The sequence below is a fragment of the Pseudoalteromonas sp. MMG005 genome (assembly GCF_018101015.1).
Classification (GTDB): domain Bacteria; phylum Pseudomonadota; class Gammaproteobacteria; order Enterobacterales; family Alteromonadaceae; genus Pseudoalteromonas; species Pseudoalteromonas aurantia.
On sequence record NZ_JAGJEK010000021.1, the window covers coordinates 40,091 to 56,700 of the forward strand.

The window sequence follows — 16,610 nt, forward strand, 5'->3', positions numbered from 1 at the left end:
ATTGTTTGAAATTCTAACGCTGTCTGCCAAATAAAAATAAATTAAACCTGTTCTGTTTACGCCGCATTTATCGCAAACTGAGTTTCAAAATAAAGATTTAACTGAGCTATAACTTGATGAGGGTGCGTATCAATAAAAAAGTGCCCGCCTGAACATTCAACCTTAGAAAAATCAGAAAAATACATACCCCACATATGAATTTCTTCATCAGAAATAGCATCATCTTTACCAAATAACACGGTGACAGGCGAAGGTATATTCACGTTTCCTTTATAGCTATATTCCCCTGCGACTTTAAAATCAGACCTTAGCATTGGTAAATGCAACTCTATTAATTCTTTGTTTTCAAGAATTTCCGCAGGTGTTCCTTTCATGTCTTTCAATTCTTGAATAAAATCAACATCAGGTAGCTCGTAAACCTTCCGATCAAAACATTTTCTTTGAGGACCCGCACTGCCTGATGCAAAAAAATGCAGCGGAGGCTTTAACCCAACTCGAATAGCCCGAATGATTAATTCAAAACCAATCCGGCTTCCTAAACTATGACCAAAAATAATATAATCAGAGTGTAATATAGGTGCCAGTTCACTAAATAATGATTCAACCAATGATGTCATATCAGCAATCGGCTCTGCGGAAAAATGAGAGCCCCTTCCTGGTAGTTGAATAATATTGAGTTCAACATTATCGGGAAGCAAATCTACCCACGGATAAAAGACAGATACGCCGCCACCAGCATAAGGGAAGCAAATTAATTTAACATCTGCATTCGGTCGAGGTTTTGGCGTGACGCACCATTTGCTCATTGTGCTCTGTTTTTTATTGAGAGTATACATGTCAGATTGCTCCATTAATTTAGCGGTTGAATTAAATTCTCAAGGTCCATTTCCAACTGAGAATTGATTGCTTGTGAATGTAAAAATACACCGTCGGCACCATCCAGCTTTCCGCGAGAGTAACCTTGTTCATATGCCCATTTAACTAACTCAAGCTCTTTTCTAGATAGTGATTTTGCTACTGGCATGCTGCGATCCTTTGTCTTGTTATATAGTTTTACGTATCTTTTTTCATCAGACTCATTGAACATTGCTATTACACCTTTATAAGTAAGCACTATATAAAATGAACATACATGAGCTATTTAAATACGGCATACACATACTTCATTTTTCATATTTTTTAAGATTAGAGAGAAGCTATTTACGTATCGTCTTCATCTCGTCAACAGCACCTAGATTACACAGGAAACCTGAAAAGTTGAAATTATGAAATGTTATCTAACCTCTAAAAAAACACAAAACAAAACAAAGCAACTAATTGTTTTTAATACTTAAAATAAAAAATATAACGAAACCGAACATATAACAATTGCAAAAGACAAAAATATTAGTGCAATCCTCCATACTTTTTGATGCAACTAAAAAACAAATAGTACTGCTTTTCAGACTATTTGTGGCCGGTCGATTACTTTAAGTATTAAAAACCATATTAACAAGCATTGAAATACCAAATAAAAACCTTAAAAACAACAACTAACAGAAAAACAAAGCAGCAATTTTACAACGACAAAGCGTAAATTAGGTCTTTACCGTCTGCTTTTTAGCTTTTTCAAGCATGATTTAAATAACCCCTTAATTGTCAGATCAGTCGTCACCTCGGTCAAAATCACCCTCTGTATTAATATCGTAAAATGAACGGCCAACTTTCACCGTCTGTACCTATAAGCACTTGGAATAAAAAAGATAACAACAATTCCTGAGTGGCCGAACAACCTTGATTCTGATATAGTCTAGCTATTCAAAAATAATAATTAGCGGCATGCATCGTAGACTGATGATACAACAAGTCATGATATGTCGAACATTTATCATGCAAGTGTTCCGTGTTTCATGACCTAAACAGGTCACACACTTGGCAAAACCACAATTTACTTGAGCAAAAGAACTATGGTAGAAAAACTAGATCAATTACTATTGGCCAGCGTTAACAATAAAGAACTGTTTCATATTGAATCATTTGAGTATAAATCACTTTTTCTTAGCTCAGTTCAACCAGACGATTCAAATGCTAGGTTTATGCCCTGTATTTTTATTGAAGACGAGCATGCAAAGCAGTTTATTACGCGCAATATCACCAAAAGACAACTCAGTGAGATTTACCAAGCTGAAAATCATGTAATGATCGGCAAGTCTTGTATTATAAATTGTCTAAAATATGGGTCTAATGAATGGAAGAAAGCCAATACAACTATCGAGTCCATCGTTGAACTTGGCGAAAATATCTCCGTTTCAGAAATGATTCAAGCACCGACCGTCTTTCCTACAGATGATGGTCATTACCAAATACTCACTGGGCACCGTCGATTTTTCGCATTAGTGTTTGCATATGGTTTCTCTCATGTTGCACAATTTAAAGTGTATGAAAACAAACCACTGCTATCGAAAGTCAAGCAATTCCAGGAAAATGCGAGTCGCGAAGACCTGCCTCAATACGGTAAATTACAAGCATTCTTGTCTGCCATGAGAGAAATCGACTCTCTAGACCAAGCACGCCTAAAGCTAGGAGATAAAAAGCTAACCGTTAAGGATAAAGCGAAGAATTTAGGGATTTCCATGGGTGCTTTTGATAATTATAATGTTTTGACTCGATACCCAGAAGTCATCGAAGCCTATGAAAAAGGCCTAACAAACTCATTTGTCGGTACAAAAAAAATCGTCTTAAAAATTGAAAACGATTACAAAGTAGAACACGATAAAAAGCTACTCAACTTATCTGATAGAAAGTATATTGGCGATCTCATTGAGCAGCAATTAGCGGGGAAGAAAGCCGCCAAGAAAGTCACCACGACTTATAACTTAAAGAATATTCACTCTGTCGATATTTTAAAAACATTACTTTTTAGCAATGTTGCAGATCTAAACCTTGAATTAGACTGGGATAATTTAGATTGGAATAATGCTCAAAGTGTTAACAATGCACTGTCTGAACTTATTGCTACACTATCAAATCAAAAAGACAGCGACCTCTAACGAGATAATCATTACTATGCGAAAGCTTGACGGCCTTTTCGTCCAGCTTCCGCTATGTTGATGTGTCCTTTTATAAAGCCGCCGTAAGCAACCAGTTAGCAGGTCTCCACTCGACACACCTACATCCTCGAGCAAGAAACTTTAATCAACTTGATTGTATCAAAGTCGCCATATTAAATTTGCGATGTTCTCATAAAACCTGAACCTTTTACAGGTTCAATTGTTGCATTTTATATAGATTAAAGCATTGAAATACGCTGCCTTATTGCTATAAAATTGCAAGTGGCTAGGTAAGTAAAAGGACGGTATCATTAAATTCAAGCTTCTCTCGACGTCACAGTTCAAGAATGAGTGGATATTGTCAACGCTTGTATGGACGATAATTATCATGTTGTTATCGATACTTACGATCATCCATGATGCGCTCGTGCTCACTAAGCACCAATTTGACAACCACCCTTTATGGGCGCCGCAAGAGTGGGGACTATGGTACTTACTGACCCCTATAACATTCCGTTTACTCAATCATTTATACGATCCGGCTCAGGCAACTAAAAAACGACCCTATATTCTCGTTGGCTTAGTGATTTTTTGTTGCTCAATGACCTACCAAGCTATTTTTGATTTTTACTTTTACCATGATGAAATATCAAGAACCTTGGTCTACTTCGCGCCATCTCACCCAGTTGTGATTGGTATTATTATGGCGATATGGTATCACTTCCTAAAAGAACAACCGGCAACAGAGCGTCATGCTCAAACACTGTTAGTTGATAGCGGTAAAGATAAAGTAGCCTTACCGCTCGAAGACATCATAAATATTAACTCAGCCAGTAACTACGTCGAAATTTTTACCCATGAGAAAACGTATTTAAAACGCACGACATTAAAGGAAATTGAACAACGCTTGCCAGCCAAGTACTTTATACGCACCCACCGTTGCCATCTTATTAATATAAACTATATAACGCGCATACAAACTTCCCCAACTGGCAGTCTCAGTATCGTGATGAAAAATGGCCAACCGGTCAACCTGAGCAAAACCTATAAACATCAAGTCAAACAACTCTGGCATGATGCCGCGTAATTGCTGTTCTCAAGAGCACTCTGATACGCTCCTCCCAATATCAGAGGGATGAATAGCACGATTATATAATTCCTCCCAAAACTCGTCCCAATCATCCCTAATGCTTTGAAGTAGTTAGTTTGTTTATATTTAATAACTAGAAAAATCATACCGAGAGAAAGGAGCCGGTTTTGTATACTCGTTTCAAGCATCTATGTCGCTACTTATTTATAGGTTTGGCTACATGCATCACCCATAACGTCATAGCTAACACCACAAGTATGGGCACACCCAAAGTCCTCAATGCTGACCACTGGGGTCAATTCAGTGCCCAAAACGCACTAGACATTATTGAAAATGTCCCAGAGTTTACCCTGGTAGAAAAGCCCAGTGAACGGGGCTTATCAAACGCCACTGTTAATATTCTTATCAATGGGGTTCCTTCAATCCCAGAGCATAGCTCTCCCCAAGCGTATCTCAAACAAATACCCATTGATCAAATTAAGCGTGTTGATTTCTATAACACCAATCACCCTTACTCTGTTGCAAGCCAATTCTCACAATTGATCAACATCATTACCCATAAAAATAATAGTCAAACCACCCTATACACTGAATTTGCGCAACAAGCAGATAAAGTCATGTTAGATAATATCGCACTCAAAATAGCCATGCCTTGGCAGGGCTGGAATCATCAGTTTAGTGCCAATAGCCAAAACACACTCTATATATCGACAGCTGATATCTATGAACAGACTCCAGATAATATAGCCAATCACATCGGGGATGAATCATATAAAGAAAAAGATAAAAGCCACTCGCTCAGTTTGACTAGCCGCTTAGAAGATCAAAAAAACTTGCTGCAACTTACGATTAATAATGAAAAAAACAACTATCATGAAAGTACGCGCAATTTATTTTCTACAAATTCAAAACAGCTATTTCTAGAAAATACTCAAAAGTCACAGCTAAACGTTGGCGTCGACTGGCAATATAAAGGCCTGAGTACATGGCAATTACACAGTGTGGCTTCACTTAGAAATATGCAGGATAAAACCCATACTCACGCTACATTTTTCAATTCAACAACACATAGTCGCCCACAGGACTCGAGTGTGTTTATGCAAACTCAAAATTGGCGTGAACTGGCAGCAAAAGTCATACTGTCTCAACCAACCCATGCCTTATCACCCGAGCTAGGTATTGCCTATAGTCGTAATGAGCTCATAGCGAGTACATTACCATCCGAGGCACAATCACCACACTATATATCCAGCGATATACAAGAAATTCGCTATGAACCGTATGTCAAATTACAGTATGCATTAAATCAGAATTGGCAAGTGTACGCGCGAATCAATGCTGAAAGCGCCAAGTTAACAACCCAAGGGAATGACAGTTTCGAGTTTAGCAAAGTGTATATTAAACCGTTTGTAAGACTCAGTTTTGATAATAAAAATGCCGTATCTATTTCAGCAACAGTGAAGCAACAAGTCAAACAACTTGATTTTGAACCGTTTATAGCCAGTGAAGAATCAAACTATGATAGGGCATTCATCGGTAACCTTCGCTTAAAGCCGATGAAATATGATGAGCTTGAAATGCAAATCAATTACATACCAAACACACTCGTCAACATTAATCTAAACACCTTTTTTCAATGGCAACGTGATATCCACGAGTACACTTTATTGTCTGACACTGAAGTTGGCATTGGTAACGCAGGGTCCGCCCAATATTTTGGTACTGATTTACAAATAACACTTCAAACCGATAAAATTGTACCCAATAGTCGTTTAGAAATGACGCATACTTATCGACATGCCACATTTAACGATTCAATAACAGGTAAAAGAGCAATTACAGGCCTTATCCCACAGCAGTTAAACTTAGACTTTAAACAGGATTTCAATGCGTTATCTTGGGGAGTACATTACCAAAAAAGTCATGTTTATACTGAATACTATTATGACGAAATTTACACTGAAAAAACGGCCCCACAGTTGAGTTTTTTCACTGAATTTAATTTCAACACCACCACACATATGCGCTTTAATCTCACGGCTTTCGGACGTGATAAAACGGAATTTAAGCGGCAGGTTTTCACTTTAAACCGAGCTAACAGTCTACTTAGGAACCACTTATATTATGATGTAGCTAAACCAAAGATGTCACTCACTGTGACACTGAAACTATAGTGTCTTGAGTGAGTTCACCGTCTCCAACTCCTCTGCTGCTATTCAGAAAAGCAGGGGAGTTTAATGCTAATTACACAACAATGTAAAAATGGGTTAATTTAAATAAAATAGACCAACTCACAACACCTTGATAAAACCACGCTACAAAGCACAAAAAACACTCACAATAGTAATGATTTGCAATATCACTTGTGTTAGCATAATCCCATAAATACAAATAAAAACAATTCTTAATTAAAGGAAACCATGAAGTTCTCTACTCTCTCTATTGCAATGCGCGCCACTTTTTTATTACCCGCAATAGCGCTCTCAAATGCCACATTAGCAACCCAAGCGGATAAACAAAACGATGAAAAAATTGAAAGTATCATCGTTACTGGCCATAAAATAGCTCGTAGCTTACAAGAAACCACCACCAGTGCTGCAGTGTTAACCGCTGAAACAATTGAGCACCAACAAATCAACACCTTTACAGACGCTCTCGTTAGTACCGCTAATGCACATGCAACCGATTATGGTTTTAGTATCCGTGGTATTGATGGCTCGAACGTCTCAGGAGACGGGCATAGTGCCCTTGCCAGCGTTTATATTGACGGCGCCCCCATCCCTCAAGGACTCATTCGAAATGGTACTTTTTCTACATGGGATGCCACACAAATAGAAATACTTCGAGGTCCACAATCTACCTTGCAAGGGCGTAATTCGTTAGCCGGAGCGGTGATCTTAAATACCCAACAACCAAGCGACAACAAAGAAGGGCAGTTTAAACTGACCCTGGGTGAAAATGGCAAGCAAGAAGCTGGTATTGCCTTAGGTGGTGGCTTAATAGACGATGAGCTAGCTTTTAGATTTAGTGGCGAAGAGAAGCGTTACGATGGCTCCATTACCAACCTATACGATAACAGCCACTCTGACACTGACAGCGAACATACATATCGCCTTAAACTCCGTTATGAGCCGGCAGGTATCGAAAACCTATCAACGATGCTCAGCGTTATGAATGCAGAACGTAAATATGGAGATGCTAACCTGACTAAGGATGCTGGAGCAGATACCTTTAGCAATCGCTCAACCTCTTATAACGACACGCGACAAAGACAAGTCAAAACAGATTTAATCTCCCTGTCTATCAATTATGATATCAATAACCTCATCTCATTGGCGTCTTACACCACTTATTCAGATGTTGTTGAAATCTACTCATGGGATTCAGATTACCCCCAAGGTTATGGCAACACTCCGGTAGTTGATACAGGCAGTGCAACCTTTTATAACAACGAAGAAAAAACGCTAACGCAAGAATTCAGAATTAACTTTGACTATGATAATTTTAGCGGTGTTGCAGGCGCATATTATTTCAAAAGTGAACAGGAAGAAGTGAGCACCGGCCTTAACAATTATTCATTGGCTCGATTAGGGCTATCGAGTAGTACTTTACAGTCTCAATATAAGCTCAGCCCACAAATCGCAGACTTAGTTTTAGGCCAATATGCTGATTTTAACCCTGCAAAAACAAGAGTCTACTCATTAGCAACCAGTAACATTACCAGCTATGCCCTTTTCGCAGATGGCGTTTGGCATTTGAACGAACAATGGGACTTACTTGCAGGTATTCGTTTTGATAGAGAAAAACAAGAAAATGCCAGTGAGGCACAATACGATATTCTTAACAAAAGCGCCTTACCCAACCCCAGCAGTTATATCGGTACTCCGTATGAAGGGATAGTACCGCTGATCAGTGGCATAAACGCGCTGGTCGTGGGTCTTGCCGACAGTGCATCACAAGTCGCGCCATTAAGTGATGCTTCATTCAGTACCGTATTACCAAAGGTCGGTGTGAGCTATCATGTAAATGATGATATTTCAACCACACTCACCTTCCAAAAAGGCTATCGTTCTGGCGGCGTTGGTGTAAACCAAGCTCGTGCAAATGTATTTGAATATGAACCGGAATCAACAGATAACTACGAACTCTCAGTGCGTTCTACTTGGTTAGATGGTAAGCTCACAGCCAATGCAAACCTGTTTTATTTAGATTGGAAAGATCAACAAGTATCGGTCCAACTTTCACCTAATAACTTTGATATACAAACGGTTAATGCCGGCACTTCTGAAGTAAAAGGGTTCGAATTAGAGCTCAATTATACGATCAGTGATAATTTAAAAACCTATGCTGCAATTGGTTATGCAGGTACAGAGTTTACTGATTTTTCAATTAAGATCCCCAACCCAAATGGCAGCAACACGGAGTTTGACTTATCAGGTCGTCAATTTCCTGCACCACAAAGAACGCATAATATTGGACTCACTTACCAAGACTCCGTTGGGTTCTTTGCCAATCTTAATGCCAGCTATGCCAGTGAATCACCAAACAGAGCAAACCCATACCGAGATGGTCTAGAACCAGGAGATCTGTATTTTGATCTCACAAATGACGCAAGAACAGTCGTTGATATGCAACTAGGATATGAATGGGATAACTATGGGGTGTACTTAGTGGGCAAGAACATCACTGATGAAGAATATTACGTCGCGCATAGAGCACGTAATCCTCGCATTAGTAAACCAAGAGAGTTGTCGCTTACATTCCGTGGTAATTTTGATTGGTAATAAAAAACCGCCCGTAAACAGCGGCTTTACAACCGATAAAAAGATGCTCAGTTAAATGGCATCTTTTTATCGTTTCAACAGTGAAATGAATACAACAATAACTTGAAGGAATAGGAAAAACAATGAGCTACTTTTTTTTATTACCCGCTTACTGGCTATGCGGCATATTGCTCTACGGCGCCAGTCCAAGGCAACAATTTAGAACTGAGAATCAAAAAACGCCAACACGCATGATATCTATCTTATATGCCAGCATACTCATTATTGTCACCATAGCGACTTTGATGTTCTTTGAACTGAGCTTTTTTATCGCTGTACTTTACACGGTATGTTTCGCCATGTTTTTTATTCCCGCAGCTGTTTTCTTATTGGCACATAAACCCACTTGGATTTGGTCAAGTCTAATAAGTGTCATAGTCCTAAGCGCTTTCTTTCAACTATTAGGAGCACGCTATGTGGCATAAAACCTTTGCAGGTCTGATAAGTGGCCTCATCTTCATGGTCTTAGTGCCCAGTAGTTTAAGCCTATTAATGCCTAGTCAAGTCGGACTGATACTGGCATTGGGGTTGATCTTCGCGCTATCTTCGTGGGCTGGTGTCATGACATGGTGCTATGCCGCTAATACGAATAAACAAGCTTGGGGGCGCGCAGCGAAAGCCGCCTTACCAGTTATTCTCATATTTACAGGTATTTTCTTCACTGCTGCGGGGCCAACAGGATGAATAAAACAACGTTAAAAAACCTCACCCATGCACATGCTTGGCTCGGCCTGATTATTTCAGGCGTACTCATGATCGTTTTCGTATGTGGCTCTATTTCATTATTCCGCCACAATATTATACATTGGGATAGCCAATATCATGCACCTGACCCACTCTCTGAACAAATCGTTCCTATCTCAACAATTTTAGACAAAATAGCAACTCAAGAGCACAACATACCGGCCCATCATGGCGTACTGATCTCAATTCCACAATCAGATCAGCCCTATTACTATACCGCATTCGAAACAGAAACCGCCGACGGCTTGCATATTGACCATCAACTCAATTTTGATGCCAATACCGGACAACTACTCCCTTATAATGGCGAAGATTTTTACCTCAGTGATATGTTGTATCTTTTACATATCAGTTTACTACTCCCTTACGGTACTGAGATAGTCGGCGTGATCACCTTGTTGTTCTTTGTCATGGTTATGTCTGGTATTTGTATTGTGCTGAAAAAACTAGTCAGTCACTTTTATCAATATAGACTCAGTAAAAACAAAGATATTTACCATGATGGTCATACCCTTATTGGCGTATCCTCTTTACCTTTCACCTTCATCTTTGCGTTAACTGGGGTCATGTTTAATCTCAGTATTGTATTGCAAGCTGGATTTGGTTTCGCAGTATTTAAAGGAGACATCCCTGCACTGATCAAAACAGCTGGATTCTTCGGCCAACCTAACGTTGAATATTCTGGCAACCCAGTCAGTAATACCCACGCCAATACTATTCTTAAAGATGTTCAGGAAAAATATCCTAACCATAAAATTGCACGATTAAACTTTTTTGCCATGGGTGACGAAAATGGCGAAGTCGAAGTGCGTTTAATCGAACATAATGCCCTAATACCAACCACGCATGTTATTTATTCACTGAAAGACGCCTCTTTGATCAGTGAATATCATGCTCAGCAAGCACCGACTGCAGCCACATATACTGTACTAAGTAGCCTGCATTTTGGAGAGTTTGGGGGGATCACCTTGAAGTTTATCTACTTTATTCTTGGTTTGGGTTGTTGCTATCTCATCTTAACGGGTAATTTATTGTGGCTTGAAAAGCGAGAAAACAACCGCCAGCAAAGTAAACGCGGGTTAGCCTTTGTGAAAGCAATGACATTAGCATTATCAACTGGGACTTTAATTGCCGTTGCTTGCAGCTTTATAGGCGCTAGATTTGCCCCCTTCAGTTGGACACGGACCGATTTACTGCCAACGCTATTTTTCTGTGCCATCGGCATTAGTCTGTTACATGCACTCTTTAATAGTATGCAACGAAAGGCCATTCGCCAGGCAATGGTGCAGCAACTATTAGCCGCAGCGGTACTCTTTGCGATATGTCCTTTTTATGACTTGATCCAAGTGCTATTTGGGCACGCTCCACATCCGTATTTACTGTTAGATGTCATTTTAGTCAATTGCGCCTTGTTACTTGTCGCCCTATTTTGTTTTTCACTCGGTAAGCATCAACATGCCACAAGCGGCGCATCAGCCTCAGAGTCAATCACGTTAAAAAGCTCAGTAAGTTAAACAGTACCACTAAAAAATGGCGTATTTCTCAATACGCCATTTTACATTTCCATCAAGCGACACAGAAACAATCAGATTTGGTTACTCTGCGTAGCCAATTTGCCATACAGCAATAGAGCCAGAAATTTCATTACCAATGATCAATAAAGGCTTACCCGTTACGCTGTTCTCAGCCGAAACAAAGGCCATGCCCTCTGGCGCTAAGTCCCCTGACACATCTTCACCTTCCACAGTGCCACGATTAAAAAAGTAATCAACAAAATGTACGCTATGAGGGTTCGTGACATCATAGACCATGACGCCCCCCATTCGCTCTAAGCCAATAAACGCAAATAAACGTCCGCCAACTTTCCCTAAAGTCAATGCTTCAGGCTCAGCCCCTTTGGCATCAGAGCGTGTATCACCTTCATTTTCATCTTCATCGTTGTTAAACGCCTCTCCATGCACGGATGCCGTAATTCGCGCTACCTGATCCCCTGAATCAAACACTTGAAGGCCATTGGCATCCCAGATAGAAAACGACCGAGCGCCGTAGGTATACAGTTGTTCATATTGACCATCATTATCTGCATCACCTTTTACAGTAGTGACTTTTAAACGGCCAATATCATCATTATCATTATTTAAATAGGCAAAGTTATTGGCTAGCTTTAAATCTTTTGCGCGTACCTCATCAGTGTATGCCAGACATCCATCATCTTCATCAAACTCTAATCCCCCTTTGTTGACACACTCAGCACTGTCTTTTGCTGCAAAAAAATACTCCCGACCATCCCCTTCATTTGCAGTAACAATAAAGTTTGCCCCTTTCCAGGTATAACTCGCCACGGTGTCAGGCTGGTACATTCCCATCAACCCAGGGTAAGAACTGAAGTTAATTCCGCCATCTTTGTCCGATGCGTCCATCGTCAAGCTTGACCAGTCTTTATAGCCTAGACCCAGCAGCTTAATACTGTGATCGGTCAAGTCAACGACAGCTAAGCCATTATTTTCTTGCAACGACACATAGGCATAACGGTTATCATTGGATACAGTGACATATTCAGGTTCTAAATCCATCGCCACGGTCGTATTAATCAATTGACCATTAATTGTTCGGCCAGACGGATTAGCAAACATCATTCCCTGGGCCTCTAATTCAGCCTTTTTATTGTTGTACGCAGAAAACCCTATATGGATTGCGGTGTCTGCTATTTCGCCGTTGGTAACGGCAATAACACTAATGCTGCCTTCTGGGTCAATACTATAATCTCCCGCAGGTTCACCTTCATTTGCCACAACCACCTTTGCACCGTCGTGGCTAAATGTCACCATGTCTGGTAGTGCCCCCACTTCTACATTTTTTATAAAACTTGGAATATCTCCTGCAATATCATAAAAGGCTATTCTCCCTACCTCTGAGGCTCCCCCTGATGCCATTGCCACCGCTAGCAATTGGTTATTTTCATCAATTGCAATGCTGTTTGCATCCCCGGGAGTGTGGTCATTTAACAATATGGTTATCGTGCTATTCAGGTTTGTGGCGGTCACCACACCTTGTGCATTTTTAGTTAGACCAGTTTGAGTTAGATTTGTCGTAGGTAAAATATCAACCACAGCCGTTTCACCAGAACTATTAATGGCATATATCCACTGTTTTTTCGCATGATATGCGACAATCTCTGCAGCACCTTCTGGGCTTTGCGCATTTAACACTCCACGACCGACTAAGGTAATGTCAAGTGCAGCATTGCCATCTATACCATCTTTACCAGCTTCACCGACTGTGCCTTGCGCACCGCTTTGACCATCCATACCAGTGATACCATCATCACCATCGAGCGCGCAGCCCGATAAAATAGTCAACAAAGAAAGTGTTAGTAGGGTATGTTTGCACATGGAAAAGACCTCAAATAAGTTATACCAAATTGTGTGGTTGCACAGTCCATCATACAAAGGTGACTTATTGGTTACGGATATTTGGCACTTTTATGGCAGTGTCATAATAAAACTTGGTCTTCTTGCTTGTCTCCTATTTCTAAACACGTAAATTTCGCTACAATCACATCATACTAAAAATAATAAAGGCCACAGCCAACTATGCCATTGCTTTATCTTGTTATTTCGCTTGTTATATTAATGCTAACTGGGTGTGCAAAAACCCCATATCAGGTGAAACACCGTAATGACACCCCTGTTCCTACACAAACCACCAAAACTACAACGCTGCCCCAGAACAAAAATATTGTCACGGTTAAACCACAAGACGTAGACGATGTATGGCAACGAATCGCATTACAATTGAGCTTCGCACCATCCCAACATAGCAGCGTACACCAGCGAATTCAGTGGTACCTAAAGCATCCAAACTACATGCATGAAATAAGTCGCCGAGCAGCCCCCTTTTTATATTACATTGTGAGTGAAGTTGAACGTCGAAACCTCCCGATTGAACTCGCTTTAATGCCATTAATTGAAAGTGACTTTAATACTGCTGCGTATTCCCATAAGCATGCATCAGGTTTATGGCAACTGACGCCTCTCATTGCAAAACACTATGGGGTAAAAATAGGACCTTGGTATGATGGTCGCCAAGATATTGTTGATGCAACCCATGCAGCGTTAGATTTTCTCACCTATTTACACCGACGTTTTAACGGCAATTGGTATCATGCCATTGCCGCCTATAATACCGGTGAAGGCAGAGTGGCACGGGCAATTAAAAACAATCAAAAACAAGGAAAACCGAGTGACTTCTTTAGCTTAAAACTCCCACAACAAACGCGTCATTATGTGCCTAAATTATTAGCCGCGGCAGCCTTATTACGCCAGCAAGAAATGGAGTTTCCTCCCATCACTAATCAAGCAGTGATAGACGTTGTACCGCTTAAAAACGGCGTTATACTCACTGATGCGTCTGCATGGCAATCTCTTGAATCGCTCAACCCTGGATATACTCGATTTCCAGCACTCCTTGATGGCCCGCAGCATATTGTGGTCAAAACAGCGGATACGGCTAGCTGGCATACTTATGTTGCACAGCAACCTTTGATGCCCAAGCAACAATGGCAGCAATACACCATTGTCCCCGGTGACAGCTTAAGCGTCATAGCGCAACGTCATGATTTAAGTGTGGCACAATTAAAAACCTTCAATCAACTAACTAGCTCTCGCATTCGCGCGGGAAAAACACTGATGCTGCCCATTTTAGCAGACAAGAAAATTGACTATGCCGTCAAGTCGGGTGATAGTCTATGGCGCATTGCTCGCACATTTAATGTCACAGTCAGTAAACTGATGCAATGGAACAGCCTATCCAAAGAAACTTTACGAATAGGGGATAAGCTCACCGTATTCCTCGCACCGCTATAAAGGATTCGCATTATGATAAATGATCCCACTCCACCAAGCACTGAAACCGTGCGCAACGTGAGAATTAAGAGCAGGCCCAGGCTAACTCGCTCAAAAGTGAATACCATGTTGGCACTCTGTGCAATGGCCATTTCCGCCGCCTCATTTTATGCCACCTACCTGCAAGCAAAAGCATCTCAACAACAAGTCGCTGCCGCAGAGCGACAACTTAAAGCGGAAACTTGGCCTTGGTTAAAAATGGGCTACTCCAACTTTGATATTAATGAAGAGCAGCAAACCATTAATATGAATATTCAGAACTCTGGCACTGGACCCGCGATTATTCATTACATTGAATATATTTATGAGGGTAATCACCATTATGATATTTTAGAATTGCTTAATGATTGTTGTAACTTGGATGCTTATCAACAAGCACTCTTAGACATTGAGCATCACAATTCCGATATTAACTACCGAAATGCATTTGGCTGGTTGGTCTCCAGTACCACCAACAATATATTGTTAGCCAATGGTGAGCAATATCATGTATTCACGATGCAAAAAACCAACTTCAATACCGGTTTATGGCTGCAAATCGATCATAAAATTCGTAAAGTCGTCGCAAAAGCATGTTATTGCTCCGTACTAAAAGAATGCTACACCGTCGATCAAACCTCACATATTGAAGAGGTATCCCACTGTTCTTTACCATCTTTATCTAAAAATATGAGTACTCATGGCACCCAAAAACTTTAACTTTATTGCGAACTTGAAAGAATTCGAAGGACAAATTAATCATTTATACCTCGACAGTCGCGGTAACCCAACCATTGGTATTGGTTTTATGATGGCGAACATACAACAGTTTTGTGCACTCACCCTTTACACTCAACAACATGAACTGGCGACAAAAGCGCAAAAAAAAGCAGAATATAACCGTATCTCTACACTACCAACAGGCTATAAAGCAGCTTGGTACGGCACACACTGCCAGTTACATTTACCGGATCCACAGTGTGAGGCGATACTGCAAAAGCATTTAACCCAATTTGAGCAAGAACTCAGCGCCATATTTAGTAAAAAGAATGGTTATAAGCGTCCCTTTAAAGCACTTCCTCAGCCCGTGAAATATGCGCTTTTAGATATGGCATTTAACTTAGGCAGCCATCACTTAGGTCAGTATTGGCCTAAGCTACATAATGCGATAAAACAGCAGGATTGGCACTATGCGGCACAAGAATGTCACCGCAAACACATCCAAAAAGCCCGTAATGATGCCACAGCCCAATTATTTCTGGCAGCAAAAGGACAACAAAAGAATAGCTTAATGCGACTACCGCTACTACAGTGGTTACTTAATAAATTGCGAACAAAGAAATGCCTTCGCTAAACATATCAACGCAAAGCAATATGACAATAAACACACCTTTCATTGCTCTTAAAGTGGACAGAAAGCTCACTGGATTTATTCGATATGTCCTGAATCACCACACCCATCAGTTGTGCGAGGTTATTCAATAAAATAAACATCATTCGTATATTCGCTTCGTCACACCTTGATGAGCTACTTAAATATCACCTGCTGCGTGCTACGTGTATAAGTACGTATTTGTGGTGCAGTCCATTGCTGTTGTTTGAGATATTGTGTCGACACTTGCATGGTGTTATCTATATAGCGCGTAGTCGATTTCACTTGCGTGATCCCTTCTTCGCTACCTGTCACGGTTTCATATGCCGCAAACCCACCATCAGATAATCGCTTTATCGTTCCCTGAGTGTAGAAACTTGCCGTCGTAAAATAATAAAATACAACTTCTTGCTTTGCATCATCCCAAAAAATTAATGACTCCCCTCCATACATACCCGCATTAATTGAATGTAAAGTTCGCACAGCGGTACCATTTAATGCTCGCTCCCAATGACTCACATCTTGCATTGCCGGTTTCCCTACAGGCACAGCAAAGTCAGCCTGCCACCCCCCTAAAAAGGGTTGCAAGAACGCAAGTTCATCAACCAAGGTCTCATTTTCGGCTGCGTGAGCGGTCACGCCAAAACACATAACAATGACCCAAGAATA

General features: G+C 40.6%; 14 protein-coding genes. 10 read left to right on the top strand and 4 right to left on the bottom strand.

The genetic code is table 11. The annotated features are described in order from the left end of the window. Window positions 1-56 precede the first annotated feature (56 nt). On the bottom strand, window positions 57-806 hold the full coding sequence (locus J8M01_RS16690) for an alpha/beta fold hydrolase (RefSeq protein ID WP_192509146.1): 750 nt from the start codon (window positions 804-806) through the stop codon (window positions 57-59). A 44-nt stretch (window positions 807-850) separates the two neighbouring features. Then, window positions 851-1,024 (bottom strand): hypothetical protein, encoded by a 174-nt coding sequence (locus J8M01_RS16695; protein ID WP_225738487.1) that lies wholly within the window; start codon window positions 1,022-1,024, stop codon window positions 851-853. Window positions 1,025-1,946: 922 nt separating this feature from the next. Between J8M01_RS16695 and J8M01_RS16700 the strand changes: the two genes are divergently transcribed. From J8M01_RS16700 to J8M01_RS16730, 7 genes are all read left to right on the top strand, one after another. Continuing rightward, window positions 1,947-3,029, top strand: a complete 1,083-nt coding sequence (locus J8M01_RS16700; protein WP_192509148.1) for a hypothetical protein — start codon at window positions 1,947-1,949, stop codon at window positions 3,027-3,029. A gap of 388 nt (window positions 3,030-3,417) precedes the next feature. Next, window positions 3,418-4,116, top strand: coding sequence for a LytTR family DNA-binding domain-containing protein (locus tag J8M01_RS16705; protein ID WP_211058716.1), 699 nt, complete (start codon window positions 3,418-3,420; stop codon window positions 4,114-4,116). Between the two features lie 170 nt (window positions 4,117-4,286). Then, window positions 4,287-6,293, top strand: coding sequence for a hypothetical protein (locus J8M01_RS16710; protein WP_211058717.1), 2,007 nt, complete (start codon window positions 4,287-4,289; stop codon window positions 6,291-6,293). 246 nt (window positions 6,294-6,539) lie between these two features. Further along, complete coding sequence (locus tag J8M01_RS16715; protein WP_211058718.1) at window positions 6,540-8,903, top strand: TonB-dependent receptor; 2,364 nt, start codon at window positions 6,540-6,542, stop codon at window positions 8,901-8,903. A 122-nt stretch (window positions 8,904-9,025) separates the two neighbouring features. Beyond that, window positions 9,026-9,367, top strand: a complete 342-nt coding sequence (locus J8M01_RS16720) for a hypothetical protein (protein WP_211058719.1) — start codon at window positions 9,026-9,028, stop codon at window positions 9,365-9,367. After that, window positions 9,357-9,626 carry a hypothetical protein gene (locus J8M01_RS16725; protein ID WP_192509153.1) on the top strand — a complete coding sequence of 90 codons (270 nt, stop codon included), beginning with the start codon at window positions 9,357-9,359 and terminating at the stop codon, window positions 9,624-9,626. Before J8M01_RS16720 ends, J8M01_RS16725 begins: the two co-directional genes overlap by 11 nt. After that, window positions 9,623-11,200 (top strand): PepSY-associated TM helix domain-containing protein, encoded by a 1,578-nt coding sequence (locus J8M01_RS16730; protein ID WP_211058720.1) that lies wholly within the window; start codon window positions 9,623-9,625, stop codon window positions 11,198-11,200. The genes J8M01_RS16725 and J8M01_RS16730 overlap by 4 nt, the downstream gene beginning before the upstream one ends. Window positions 11,201-11,281: 81 nt before the next feature. Here the strand turns inward: J8M01_RS16730 and J8M01_RS16735 are convergent, their stop codons facing one another. Further along, window positions 11,282-13,078 (bottom strand): choice-of-anchor I family protein, encoded by a 1,797-nt coding sequence (locus J8M01_RS16735; protein ID WP_211058721.1) that lies wholly within the window; start codon window positions 13,076-13,078, stop codon window positions 11,282-11,284. Between the two features lie 201 nt (window positions 13,079-13,279). On the opposite strand from J8M01_RS16735, the gene J8M01_RS16740 reads away from it, so the two are divergent. The 3 genes from J8M01_RS16740 to J8M01_RS16750 are packed head-to-tail and all read left to right on the top strand — an operon-like array spanning window position 13,280 to window position 15,923. Next, window positions 13,280-14,551, top strand: a complete 1,272-nt coding sequence (locus J8M01_RS16740) for a LysM peptidoglycan-binding domain-containing protein (RefSeq protein ID WP_211058722.1) — start codon at window positions 13,280-13,282, stop codon at window positions 14,549-14,551. Between the two features lie 12 nt (window positions 14,552-14,563). Next, a complete protein-coding gene (locus J8M01_RS16745) occupies window positions 14,564-15,289 on the top strand; it encodes a hypothetical protein (protein ID WP_211058723.1) in 726 nt (241 codons plus the stop codon). After that, window positions 15,270-15,923: a hypothetical protein gene (locus J8M01_RS16750; RefSeq protein ID WP_211058724.1), complete on the top strand. Its 654-nt coding sequence runs from the start codon at window positions 15,270-15,272 to the stop codon at window positions 15,921-15,923. Before J8M01_RS16745 ends, J8M01_RS16750 begins: the two co-directional genes overlap by 20 nt. 174 nt (window positions 15,924-16,097) lie before the next feature. Here J8M01_RS16750 and J8M01_RS16755 read toward each other — a convergent pair whose 3' ends face one another. Continuing rightward, window positions 16,098-16,592 carry a hypothetical protein gene (locus J8M01_RS16755; RefSeq protein WP_210997710.1) on the bottom strand — a complete coding sequence of 165 codons (495 nt, stop codon included), beginning with the start codon at window positions 16,590-16,592 and terminating at the stop codon, window positions 16,098-16,100. Window positions 16,593-16,610: the final 18 nt, after the last annotated feature.